Below are 11,957 nucleotides of genomic sequence, written 5' to 3' on the forward strand. Positions count from 1 at the left end.
CCACGCTCAGCGCGTTCGCTCCAAGAGCCACTGCTCCGCTTCAGCCTGTTTCTTGAAGCGCGCCCAGTCCAGCGCGGTCTTGCCATGGGGGTCCTTGCGCGCCAGGTCGATGCCCCGGGCCTCGAACCACTGCAGCGCCTCCACCCGGCCCCGCCCTGCGGCCAGCATGGTGGGGGTCTCCCCCCGGCTGGCCATTGCGGGTTCATCCAGCGGCTGGCCTTGCGCAGCCAGCCACTCCAGGCAAGCGATGCAGCCGCTTTGCGCGGCCATGTGCACGGGGCCCCAGTCCCAGCGGTTGCGGGCCGACAGGCCGGCCCCGGCCAGCACCAGGCGCTGGGCCGCCGCCAGGTTACCGCCGTAGAAGGCGCGCAGCAGCGCGGTGTCGCCCAGCTCGCTGTCCTTTTGCGTCTGGCGCAGGTCGGGCTTTGCGCCGGCGGCGAGCAGTGCCTCGATGTGCTCCAGCTGTCCCCGGTGCGCGGCCAGCATGAGCACGCTGGAGCCGTTGGGCGCCAGCAGGTTGGGGTTGGCACCGGCCGCCAGCGCGGCGCGCAGGGCGGTGGCGTCGCCGGCGTTCTGGGCGTCGAGCAGGCGGCCGTCTACGGCGGAGTACGACACGGCGGGCGCAGCCGACTCAGCCGCTGGCGTGCGGCGCGCCATGCCAGCCACCTTGGGCCCCACAACCCACCAGACCACCAGGGCCAGCACCAGCAGCGCGCCCCAGGCCGGGCGGGAATACTGAGCCCGCGCGGGCCGCTGCATGCCGGCGGCAAAGCGCCCGCGCCGGTGCGCCCAGGCCTGGGCCAGCGATTGGCCCAGGGCCGTGGCCGCCGCCTCGCCACCCAGGCCGGGGGTGAGCCGTACCAGCGTGTCCCCTGCCCCACGCGCATACACGGCGTGGTAGCGGTGCTCGCTGGCACCGCTGCCCGTGGCGTACAGCAGCTTGTGCGCCAGGGTGCGGCTGGCATCGCCGGGCACGGTGTCGGCACGCGACCAGAGCCAGGAGTGGCGGCGCGCGGTGATGCCGCCGTCCTGCACGGTCAGGCTCCAACGGCGGGTGGCGGCGTGCAGCGCAAAGGCGGCCAGGCCGATCCAGGCGCCCGCCGCGAAGAACCCGTGGGGCAGCACCAGGCCCTGCGCGCTCAGGCGGCCGTTGATCGCCGCCTCCAGCGCCAGGCAGGCCAGCACCAGGCCGGCGGCCCAGCGCCAGCCGCTCTGGCTGAATTCGTAGGTCCATGCCTCTCGGGTCTCCTGCAGCGTGACTGCCGGGGGCAAAGGCAGGGGGCCTTCGTTCGCGACCTCGGCTTCGCTCAGGGGCGCAATGGGCACCACTTGCTTCCAGGCGGCGCGCCGGTCGAAGCGGTCGGGCAGTTCATCGCCGCCACCCTCGAAGCCGCGCGGCGCGGCCTGCACGGGCAGGTCGTAGGTCAGCTCCACCGAGCCGTCCGGGCCGTGCAGCAGCTCCAGCCGCCAGTCCACGCGCTCGCCGGAGCGCTGGCTGCCGTGCGGGGGCGCATCGGCCGGCAGATCGAAGCGCGCGGCCAGCCGCAGCCCGCCATCGGCCGTGCGCTGCATGCGCGCCGCCTCGGTGAATGACTCCACGCAGCGCTCGGGCGAGCCCGAGCCCGATTCGTCCACCCGGTACTGGGCCAGGCGCAGCTGCGGGCGGTTCTCGCTCTGGTGGGCAGCGGCGCGCTCGGGCAGCAGCAGCGTCAGCTCCACCGGGTGGCCGGCGCGCGGTTGGGCCGGCAGCGCCGTGAGCGCCGCGCCCGCATAGCGCCAGGCCTTGCGCGTCTGGTGCAATGCCAAGCCGATCAGCACCAGCCCCACCATGGCGAAGATCGAAATGAAGGCCTTGGCGAACCAGGGCGCGCTGCCGCTGGTCCACAGCATGGCTGCCATGGGGAAGGCGATGCCGCACCAGAAGACGGTGAAGAACCAGGTGGCGCCCGCCGACTTGCTGGCAGCGCCCTTTTGCGGCGGCTCGGGCGCAGCGCCCAGCTCGGCCTCCGGCTTCCTGCCGCCCCCGCCCAGCAGGATGTGCACGAAGAACCAGCCCGCCACCAGCCCAACGCCGGTGAAGACCAGGGCAAAGGGTACGCGGAACATCTGCAGCGCCCAGCGGATGGAAGGGTCGATGAGGGCCTGCGAGGGCGCCTGCGGGTTGACCATGATGGTGATGGGCTGCCCACGGGACTGGGCGCTTTGCAGCAGACCGTGCCAGTGCTGGTGCCAGTCGCCGATGTTGTCGGCACCGGCCTCGGGGTCCAGCCCCACCCGGGTGCCCTCGTACTGCCGGCCCGCGAATTCGTAGCGGTAGCGGGCGTGCACCCGGTACGTGGTGCCATCGCTGGACGTGTGGCGCTTGAGCTCGGTGCCCAGCACCTGGGCCGCCACCGGATGCCAGCTGCGCACCTCCAGCGCCGCCCGGAGCGTCTGCGCCAGGGGCTGGAGCCCCGCGAAGTAGCCGCCCAAGCCAAAGGCCGCTGCGAAGAGCCCGCTAAACAGCAGCATTCCCAGGCGCTTGGCCAGGGTGTCTATGTTTTCGGGGTTGTTCTCTCTTGCCATGGATGTCCCTCCATTTCTTTTTTGTTGTTGTTATGCGATGAGGATGCGTCCCCATCATGACATTTGCATGACAGAAACAAGGCAACGGCATGTCTACAACATGACCCTCCTGTTGCCGCACACCTCGTACCCGCAGCCTCGACTATTTCCAAAACTGGAACAGTCAGTTCGCGACTGGGTGGTTTTTCTTTGATCACCTGCGGCGTACAGTTCAACCCATCGATGAGCCGAACCCGCAAGGCGACTCACCGAACCCGGTTCAGAGTGTTTTTGCTCCGGTTTTTTTGAGTCACTTTTTTCTTCCAAGGATTTCATCATGAACACGACCGCACGCTTCCTCTCCCTCGCCGCTGTTGCCGCTTTCGCTTCTTTCGGCGCTTACGCCGACGAAGCCGATGCTTCGCAATTCGCCACCAAGTTCGAAACCAACCGCACCCGCGCCGAAGTGGCCGCTGAAGCCGCTACCGTGGCACAGACCCGCAGCATCGAACCCGCTGGTTCGCGTGTCGTGACCTACCAATCCACCGCCGACCGCGCTGCCGTGCGTGCCCAGGCTGCCGATGCCGTGCGCACCGGCCAGATCTCTTCCGGCGAAATCGGCGCTCTGTAAGCCGCCCCGGATTGAACTGACCCCCTACCCCCAATCAAATCAAGAATCGAGATCACCATGAACAAGACCGCACGTTTCCTCTCCCTGGCCGCTGTTGCCGCTTTCGTTTCCTTCGGCGCACAGGCTGACGAAGCCGATGCTTCGCAGTTCGCCACCAAGTTCGAAACCCAACGCACCCGTGCCGAAGTAGCTGCTGAAGCCGCCACCGTGGCACAGACCCGCAGCACCGAACCCGCTGGTTCGCGTGTGGTGACCTACAAGTCGACGGCTGACCGTGCTGCTGTGCGTGCAGCAGCCGCAGAAGCTGTGCGCCTGGGCCAGATCCCTTCGGGCGAAATCAGCGCCATGTAAAGAATGCGGGCCTTCCCATGGTGGTGGTATCTCACGGTCGTGGGTGCCGCCACCATGTGGAAGTGTTTCCCCACTCCCCAAGCAAAACGGGCTCCCATCTGGGAGCCCGTTTTTCTTTGGGGACCATGTCCAGCCCAGCAAGGGGCTGGGCGATCCGCTGACCTATCAGGCGGCCACGCCGTCTGCCACGTCCTTGAACTCGGCGATCTGGTCGAAGTTCAGGTACTTGTAGATCTTGTCGCCGTTCTGGTTGAGCACACCCATGTCGGCCAGGTACTCTTCCTTGGAAGGAATGCGGCCCAGCTTGGAGCAGATGGCCGAGAGTTCGGCCGAGCCCAGGTAGACGTTGGTGTTCTTGCCCAGGCGGTTGGGGAAGTTGCGGGTGCTGGTGGACATCACGGTGGCGCCCTCCTTCACCTGCGCCTGGTTGCCCATGCACAGCGAGCAGCCGGGCATTTCCATGCGGGCGCCGGCCGCGCCGAACACGCCGTAGTGGCCTTCTTCGGTGAGCTGGTGCGCGTCCATCTTCGTGGGCGGTGCCATCCACAGCTTGACGGGGATGTCGCGCTTGCCTTCGAGCAGCTTGGAGGCTGCGCGGAAGTGGCCGATGTTGGTCATGCACGAGCCGATGAAGACTTCGTCGATCGCGGCGCCGGCCACATCCGACAGCGTCTTGGCGTCATCGGGGTCGTTGGGGCAGCAGACGATGGGTTCGGTGATCTCGGCCAGGTCGATCTCGATGATGGCGGCGTAGTCGGCGTTCTCATCGGGGGCCAGCAGCTGGGGGTTGGCCAGCCAGGCTTCCATGGCCTTGATGCGGCGGCCGATGGTGCGTGCGTCGGCGTAGCCCTGGGCGATCATGTTCTTGAGCAGCACGATGTTCGAGTTGATGTACTCGATCACAGGCTCCTTGTTCAGGCGCACGGTGCAGCCGGCGGCAGAGCGCTCGGCCGATGCGTCGGACAGCTCGAACGCCTGCTCGACCTTCATGTCCGGCAGGCCTTCGATTTCAAGGATGCGGCCCGAGAAGATGTTCTTCTTGCCCTGCTTGGCCACGGTGAGGTGGCCTTCCTTGATGGCGTACAGCGGAATCGCGTGCACCAGGTCGCGCAGCGTGACGCCGGGCTGCATCTTGCCCTTGAAGCGCACCAGCACCGATTCAGGCATATCCAGGGGCATCACGCCCGTGGCGGCAGCAAACGCCACCAGGCCGGAGCCGGCGGGGAAGCTGATGCCGATGGGGAAGCGCGTGTGCGAGTCGCCGCCGGTGCCCACGGTGTCGGGCAGCAGCATGCGGTTGAGCCAGCTGTGGATGATGCCGTCGCCGGGCTTGAGCGAGATGCCGCCGCGCGTGCTGATGAAGTCGGGCAGCTCGTGGTGCATCTTCACGTCCACGGGCTTGGGGTAGGCAGCCGTGTGGCAGAAGGACTGCATCACCAGGTCGGAGCTGAAGCCCAGGCAGGCCAGGTCCTTCAGTTCGTCGCGGGTCATGGGGCCGGTGGTGTCCTGCGAGCCGACCGAGGTCATGCGGGGTTCGCAGTACGTGCCGGGCACCACGCCCAGGCCTTCGGGCAGGCCGCAGGCGCGGCCGACCATCTTTTGCGCCAGCGTGAAGCCCTTGCCGGTGGCGGCAGGCACTTGCGGCAGGCGGAACAGCGTGGAAGGCGCCAGGCCCAGGGCCTCGCGGGCCTTGGCGGTGAGGCCACGGCCGATGATCAGCGGAATGCGGCCACCGGCGCGCACTTCGTCGAACAGCACGTCGCTCTTGACGGTGAACTCGGCGACGACCTGGCCGTCCTTCAGCGCCTTGCCGGCGTAGGGCAGCAGCTCGATCTCGTCGCCCATGTTCATCTGGCTCACATCGAGCTCGATGGGCAGTGCGCCCGCGTCTTCCATGGTGTTGTAGAAGATGGGAGCGATCTTGCTGCCCAGGCACACACCGCCGAAGCGCTTGTTGGGCACGAACGGGATGTCTTCACCCGTGAACCACAGCACGCTGTTGGTGGCCGACTTGCGGCTGGAGCCGGTGCCGACCACGTCGCCCACGTAGGCGACCAGGTTGCCCTTGGCGCGCAGGTCTTCCAGGAACTTGATGGGGCCGCGCTTGCCGTCTTCTTCGGGCGTGATGCCGTCGCGCTTGTTCTTGAGCATGGCCAGGGCATGCAGCGGGATGTCGGGGCGGCTCCAGGCGTCGGGCGCGGGCGACAGGTCGTCGGTGTTGGTTTCGCCGGTGACCTTGAGCACGGTGAGCTTGATGCTCTGGGGCACTTCGGGGCGGCTGGTGAACCACTCGGCGTCGGCCCAGCTTTGCAGCACGGACTTGGCGAAGGTGTTGCCCTTGTCGGCCTTTTCCTTGACGTCATGGAACTGGTCGAACATCAGCAGCGTCTTCTTGAGCGCTTCGGCGGCGACGGAGGCCACGGCCGCGTCGTCCAGCAGGTCGATCAGGGGAGTGAGGTTGTAGCCACCCAGCATGGTGCCCAAGAGCTGCGTGGCCTTTTCGCGGCCGATCAGCGTGCACACCTCGGTACCGTGGGCCACGGCGGCCAGGTAGCTGGCCTTGACCTTGGCGGCGTCGTCCACACCGGCAGGCACGCGGTGCGTGATCAGGTCCACCAGCGTGGCTTCTTCGCCTTGGGGTGGGTTCTTGAGCAGCTCGACCAGCTCGCCGGTCTGCTTGGCCGTCAGGGGCAGCGGTGGGATGCCCAGCGCGGCGCGCTCGGCCACATGGTCACGGTAGGCTTTCAACATCATTTTTCTCCGGTTGCGTTCTAAAGTGGGGTGGTGGCGCCGGGGCTGCAAGGGCCATGCGGCGCGGGGGTGCCGTGTCTCGTCGGGTTCTGGTTATTTGGTGGTGGCGGTGGCCGTGGCAGCAGGCGCGGGGTCGAACACGCTCTGGGGCGGGGCCTTCTTGGCGGCCTCGGCCACCAGGGTCTGCTCGGCGCTCATGCACTCGTCGGCCAGGCGCTGGCCGAGCTTCTGGTTCATCAGCATGGACTTGTTGGCGATCTGCAGCCACACGGCGCCGCCCTTGGCATCTTCCAGGCGCACGGCGCCGGTGCTGGTGACCACGGGGGTCATGTGGTACTTGAAGCCCTTGCCCTCGATAGTGAAGCGGCCGGGCGTGGCGGCGTCGGCCGTCACGTTGACGAACGCGCCCAGCTCGCAGGCGATGCGGCCGGTGTGCACGCGCATGGCGATGGCCTGTTCTTCAGGGCTCAGGGCGGCATCGGCGGCGATGAGGCCGGTGGCGACCTGGTTGGCCGCCGTGTTGAGCTGCTGGCGGCTGCTGGTGGGCTCGGCCTTGGCGGTCTTCTTGGCGGGGGCCTTGTCCTTGGCTTCAGCCGACTTGGCTGCGGGCTTTGCGGCCGGCTTGGCGGCGGCCTCTTTCTTGGGTGCGGCTTCCTTCTTGGCGGCGGGCGCGCTCTTCTTGGCGGGCTCGGCTGCGGCCTGCGCCAGGGCAAGGCCAGGGGCCACCAGCATCAGGGCGGAGGTGAGGATCAGTGATTTCATGGGGGAAGTCCTGGAAAAAAGGTTCAGGCGTCGTGGTGGGGAGCGGGGGAAGCAGCAAACCAGTGGGCCACTTCGGGCGGCAGCGCGCGCCCGGTCTGGTGGGCGCGTTCAAGCACCTGCCAGTAGTAGCGGTAGCTGGCGCGGTCGTGCAGGGTGCCATCGTGGCTGATGGGCGCCCAGTCGGCCTGCGCGGCAGCGGCAATGATGCGGGCGGACAGCTCGATCTCGTCCTGCCGGGGCGCAAACGCCTGCAGGATGGGGCGGATCTGGCCAGGGTGAATGCTCCACATGCGGGTGTAGCCCAGCTCCTGCGATGCGCGGGTAGCGGCGGCCTGCATGGCAGCGGTGTCATTGAATTCGGTCACCACGCAGTGCGACGGCACCTTGCCGTGGGCATGGCAGGCGGCGGCGATCTCGAGCTTGGCGCGCACCACCAGCGGGTGCTCGAACTGGCCGCGCGAGCCCATGGCCGACGAGGGGATGGCGCCGCCATGCGCAGAGACAAAATCCATGAGCCCGAAGCTGATGCTCTGCACGCGCGGGTGCGCAGCGATCTCGAAGGCGCGGTGCACGGCGGCGGGCGACTCGATCAGCACGTGCAGCGGCAGGTGGCCGGCCGATGCGGCGAGCAGCGCCTTTTCGGCGTGCAGCACGTCGTCCACCGACTCGACCTTGGGCACCATGATGTGCGACAGGCGGTGGCCGGCCTCGCCGGCAATGGTGGCGATGTCGTTGGCAAAGGCGGCGTGGTCCACGGTGTGCACGCGGGCGGCCACGCGGGCGCCTTCGGCGGTGTTAAGCGCCAGCGATGCGACCAGGGCGGCGTGCTCGCGCTCCTGGCCCACGGGGGCACCGTCTTCACAGTCCAGGGTGACGTCGAACACGCAATGGCCGAACTCGGCGGTCATCTCGGCCTGCAGTTGCAGGCTCTTTTTCATGCGCGCTTCCACACCGCTGTAGTGGTCGCACACCGGCAGGCGGCTGGCGCCGGCCTGGGCGCCCAGCAGCACGCTGGCGGGGTGGGCGGGAGAGGCAACAGTGCTCATGGTGCGGGGCGCTGTGCAACGATGAACATGCGCGGAAAGGACAGCAGGCGGTTGCCATCGCTGCGCAGGGGGTAGGCGTCGCTGATGCGGCCCTCGTACTCGGCCAGAAAGCTGGCGCGAAGCTCGTCGCCCAAAGGATCGAGGAACGGCCGCAGCCCGGTGCTGCGCAGCCAGTCGACAATGGCGCCGGCCGTGGGCATGACGTGCTGGTAGACGGTGTGCCACACGTCCACCAAAGCAGCCTCCTTGGCCAGCATGTCGTAGTAGCCGGCTATGGTGGCCAGCTCGGTGCGCACGGCATCGGCGTCACCGATGGGCTCGCGCCAGGGAGACTGCCCGGCGATCTCGCGCATCAGGCGGTGCGAGGGTTCCTGCCGGTTGTCGGGCATCTGGATGGCCAGCACGCCGCCGGGGGCGAGCAGGCTGAACAACCGGGGAACCAGGGTTTCGTGCCCCGCCACCCATTGCAGGGCAGCGTTGGCGTAAATCAGGTCGGGTGCCACGTCGGGCACCCAGGTGGCGATGTCGCCTTGTTCAAAGGCCGTGCCGGGCAGGCGCTCGCGCGCGCTGGCCAGCATGGCTTTGGAGGTGTCGATGCCGGTGACCTGCGCCTTTGGAAAGCGCTGCACCAGCAGCTCGGTGGAGTTGCCTGGCCCACAGCCCAGGTCCACCACATGGGCGGCACTGGAGAGGTCGGCCAGGGACACCCGCGCCAGCAGCTCCTGGGCCGGGCGCGTGCGCTCGTCCTCGAAGCGGCGGTAGAGCGCGGGGTTCCAGTCGAGCATGTACGACAGCCTGCCTGTGGATGATTACAGCAGGTGCTTGACGCCGTCTTGCTCGCCTTGCAGCTCGGCCAGGGTCTTGTCGATGCGCTCTTGCGAGAAGGCGTCGATCTCCAGGCCTTCAACCAGCTTGTACTCGCCGTTTTCGCAGGTGACGGGGAAGCCGAACATGGTGTCCTTGGGGATGCCGTACTGGCCGTCCGATGGGATGCCCATGGTGACCCACTTGCCGTTGGTGCCCAGGGCCCAGTCGCGCATGTGGTCGATGGCGGCGTTGGCAGCCGAGGCAGCCGACGACAGGCCGCGTGCTTCGATGATGGCCGCGCCGCGCTTCCCCACGGTGGGCAGGAAGGTGTTGGCGTTCCATTCCTGGTCGTTGATCATCTTGGCGACGCTTTCGCCGTTGATGGTGGCGAAACGGTAGTCGGCGTACATCGTGGGCGAGTGGTTGCCCCAGACGGTCAGCTTTTCGATGTCGGCCACGGCCTTGCCGGTCTTGGCAGCGATCTGGCTGGCAGCGCGGTTGTGGTCCAGGCGCAGCATGGCGGTGAAGTTCTTGCGTGGCAGGTCAGGTGCCGACTTCATGGCGATGTAGGCGTTGGTGTTGGCAGGGTTGCCGACAACCAGCACCTTCACGTTGCGCGAAGCCACGGCGTTCAGGGCCTTGCCCTGTGCCGTGAAGATGGCGCCGTTGACGGCCAGCAGCTCGGCACGTTCCATGCCGGGGCCACGTGGGCGCGAACCGACGAGCAGCGCGTAGTCGGCGTCCTTGAAGGCGGTCATCGGGTCGCCGTGGGCTTCCATGCCGACCAGCAGGGGGAATGCGCAGTCGTCCAGCTCCATCATCACGCCCTTGAGCGCCTTCTGGGGGCCTTCGACAGGGACTTCGAGCAGTTGCAGAATGACCGGCTGGTCCTTGCCCAGCATTTCGCCGGAGGCGATACGGAACAGCAGTGCGTAACCGATTTGACCAGCGGCGCCGGTGACGGCTACGCGAACGGGCTTCTTGCTCATGGTGAGAACTCCAGGGAAGTGAGGAAATCAGGGGGTGTGTGCAACGCAAGCACCAGCGCCTGTTACCAGCAGCCCGTGCCCCGCAAAACAGCCTTGGAGTGTACTGCCGATTCAATACCCCGGTCAATTTGTCTTATGTCTTATATAAGATATGATCAGGACACTGAAAAAGCAACCTGGGGAAGGTGTGCGCCTGCCCGTTCGCAGCGCACCACACGCCCCCAGACACAGCCCCATTTTTCGACTGCCATGTCCTCGCTACCGCTCAACGCCGACACCCCTGCGCAGCCAACGACTGGCGCGGGCTCTGCCACGCCGGCGTTCAGCCCGCTGTACCAGCAGATCAAGGGGCTCATCCTGCAGAGCCTGCAACAAGGCGAATGGAAGCCCGGCGAGGCCATCCCTAGCGAGATGGACCTGGCCGCGCGCTTTCGCGTGAGCCAGGGCACGGTGCGCAAGGCCATCGACGAGCTGGCCGCCGAAAACCTGGTGATGCGCCGCCAGGGCAAGGGCACCTTTGTGGCCACGCATGCCGAGCAGCATGTGCAGTACCGCTTTTTGAAGCTCATGCCCGACACCGGCGACGCCCGGGTGGAGGGCCGCGCCCAGCGCCAGGTGATCGACTGCAAGCGCGTGCGCGCCAGTGCCGACGTGGCACGCGCCCTGGCCCTGCGCAGCGCCGACCCGGTGATGCAGGCGCGGCGCGTGCTGTCGTTTGCGGGGGTGCCCACCATCCTCGAAGACATCTGGCTGCCGGGCCAGGCTTTCAAAGGGCTGACGGCCGACCAACTGGCCAGCTACGAAGGCCCTACTTACGCCATGTTCGAAATCGACTTCGGCGTGCGCATGGTGCGCGCCGAGGAGAAAATACGCGCCGTGCTGCCTGATGCCGAACAGGCTGCGGTGCTGATGGTGGCACCGGGCACGCCGTTGCTCAGCGTGGAGCGCATTGCGTACACCTACAACGACGTTCCCATGGAGTTACGGCGCGGGCTGTACCTCACGGACACCCACCACTACCGTAATGAACTGAGCTGACACTACCCTGGCAACCGAGCGGAAATGTCGGCATTAGGGGCGACTTGAAACCGTGTGTGTTGCGTTGCAATAGAATTTTGCGTTCTTTGCATGTCCAAATTACAAAGCAGTTACATCCACGAAAGCACAAAACATGACCGAACTCGCCAAAAAACGGCCTGAATTCCGCAACATCAATGCCTTCAAGGACCTGACCACCTACCGCATGACCCCTGCAGCGTGGGTGTCGATCCTGCACCGCGGCAGCGGGCTGATCATGTTCCTGTTGCTGCCTTTCATCATCTGGATGTTCGACACCTCGGTGTCGTCCGAAATCTCGTTCGCCAAGTTCACCGCGGCCTTCAGCATCGGCATCGGCTTCGTGCCCGGCTGGTTCATCAAGCTGGTGGCCCTGGCGCTGATCTGGTCGTACCTGCACCACTTCACCGCCGGCCTGCGCCACCTGTGGATGGACGTGAGCCACAGCGCCGTGAACAAGCAGTTCGGCAAGACCTCGTCCATCGTGGTCTTCGTGGTCAGCATCACGCTGGCCGTGGTGCTGGGCGCCAAGCTGTTCGGCCTGTACTGATCGATCGATAACCACCCCATAAAAAAAGCGGTGACCGCTGCCATTCCGCAGCAAACACCGCCGCACAAGAGGAAAGTACCCATGTCCGTCAATTACGGTTCCAAGCGCATCGTCGTCGGTGCCCACTACGGCCTGCGCGACTGGCTGAGCCAGCGCGTCACCGCCATCCTGATGGCGCTGTTCACCGTGGCCCTGCTGGCCCAGGTGATCTTCAACAAGGGCCCCATGGGCTACGACAAGTGGGCCGGCATCTTCTCGGCCCAGTGGATGAAGGTGCTGACCTTCACCGTGATCATTGCGTTGGCCTGGCACGTCTGGGTCGGGGTGCGCGAAGTCCTGATGGACTACGTCAAGCCCGTGGTTCTGCGCCTGGCACTGCAGGTTTTCACCATCGTCTGGCTCGTCGGCTGCGCCGGCTGGGGCATCCAGGTTCTGTGGCGTCTCTGATACCGATCCCCCGCGACTGAAGG

At 66.5% G+C, this 11,957-nt stretch carries 11 protein-coding genes; 5 read left to right on the forward strand and 6 right to left on the reverse strand.

Annotated features, from left to right (window positions below; all coding sequences use genetic code 11):
* Nucleotides 1-6: 6 nt before the first annotated feature.
* Nucleotides 7-2,565, reverse strand: coding sequence for an ankyrin repeat domain-containing protein (locus ACSQ9E_RS20390; protein ID WP_436219004.1), 2,559 nt, complete (start codon nucleotides 2,563-2,565; stop codon nucleotides 7-9).
* A 316-nt stretch (nucleotides 2,566-2,881) separates the two neighbouring features.
* Here ACSQ9E_RS20390 and ACSQ9E_RS20395 point away from each other — a divergent pair, with 316 nt between their 5' ends.
* Both ACSQ9E_RS20395 and ACSQ9E_RS20400 read left to right on the forward strand, forming a co-directional pair.
* Complete coding sequence (locus ACSQ9E_RS20395; protein WP_436219005.1) at nucleotides 2,882-3,175, forward strand: DUF4148 domain-containing protein; 294 nt, start codon at nucleotides 2,882-2,884, stop codon at nucleotides 3,173-3,175.
* A gap of 57 nt (nucleotides 3,176-3,232) precedes the next feature.
* Entirely contained in the window at nucleotides 3,233-3,526 is a 294-nt protein-coding gene (locus ACSQ9E_RS20400) for a DUF4148 domain-containing protein (protein WP_436219006.1), read from the forward strand.
* 165 nt (nucleotides 3,527-3,691) lie between these two features.
* Here ACSQ9E_RS20400 and acnB read toward each other — a convergent pair whose 3' ends face one another.
* From acnB to ACSQ9E_RS20425, 5 genes are all read right to left on the reverse strand, one after another.
* Nucleotides 3,692-6,277 carry a bifunctional aconitate hydratase 2/2-methylisocitrate dehydratase gene (acnB, locus tag ACSQ9E_RS20405; RefSeq protein ID WP_057199767.1) on the reverse strand — a complete coding sequence of 862 codons (2,586 nt, stop codon included), beginning with the start codon at nucleotides 6,275-6,277 and terminating at the stop codon, nucleotides 3,692-3,694.
* A gap of 93 nt (nucleotides 6,278-6,370) precedes the next feature.
* Complete coding sequence (locus ACSQ9E_RS20410; protein WP_057265878.1) at nucleotides 6,371-7,039, reverse strand: hypothetical protein; 669 nt, start codon at nucleotides 7,037-7,039, stop codon at nucleotides 6,371-6,373.
* Nucleotides 7,040-7,062: 23 nt separating this feature from the next.
* A complete protein-coding gene (locus ACSQ9E_RS20415) occupies nucleotides 7,063-8,085 on the reverse strand; it encodes an HpcH/HpaI aldolase/citrate lyase family protein (RefSeq protein ID WP_436219007.1) in 1,023 nt (340 codons plus the stop codon).
* On the reverse strand, nucleotides 8,082-8,870 hold the full coding sequence (gene tam / locus ACSQ9E_RS20420) for a trans-aconitate 2-methyltransferase (RefSeq protein WP_436219008.1): 789 nt from the start codon (nucleotides 8,868-8,870) through the stop codon (nucleotides 8,082-8,084). The genes ACSQ9E_RS20415 and tam overlap by 4 nt, the downstream gene beginning before the upstream one ends.
* A 24-nt stretch (nucleotides 8,871-8,894) precedes the next feature.
* A complete protein-coding gene (locus ACSQ9E_RS20425; protein WP_436219009.1) occupies nucleotides 8,895-9,881 on the reverse strand; it encodes a malate dehydrogenase in 987 nt (328 codons plus the stop codon).
* A 249-nt stretch (nucleotides 9,882-10,130) separates the two neighbouring features.
* Between ACSQ9E_RS20425 and ACSQ9E_RS20430 the strand changes: the two genes are divergently transcribed.
* The 3 genes from ACSQ9E_RS20430 (at nucleotide 10,131) to sdhD (ending at nucleotide 11,934) form a co-directional block, all read left to right on the forward strand.
* Entirely contained in the window at nucleotides 10,131-10,919 is a 789-nt protein-coding gene (locus ACSQ9E_RS20430; RefSeq protein ID WP_057199746.1) for a GntR family transcriptional regulator, read from the forward strand.
* Between the two features lie 133 nt (nucleotides 10,920-11,052).
* Entirely contained in the window at nucleotides 11,053-11,487 is a 435-nt protein-coding gene (sdhC, locus tag ACSQ9E_RS20435) for a succinate dehydrogenase, cytochrome b556 subunit (RefSeq protein ID WP_057199745.1), read from the forward strand.
* A gap of 81 nt (nucleotides 11,488-11,568) precedes the next feature.
* Nucleotides 11,569-11,934, forward strand: a complete 366-nt coding sequence (sdhD, locus tag ACSQ9E_RS20440; protein ID WP_057265881.1) for a succinate dehydrogenase, hydrophobic membrane anchor protein — start codon at nucleotides 11,569-11,571, stop codon at nucleotides 11,932-11,934.
* The last annotated feature ends 23 nt before the right edge of the window (nucleotides 11,935-11,957 follow it).

Origin of the sequence: Acidovorax sp. LjRoot118 (assembly GCF_964253575.1) — a bacterium.
In the GTDB taxonomy this organism is placed as follows: domain Bacteria; phylum Pseudomonadota; class Gammaproteobacteria; order Burkholderiales; family Burkholderiaceae_C; genus Acidovorax.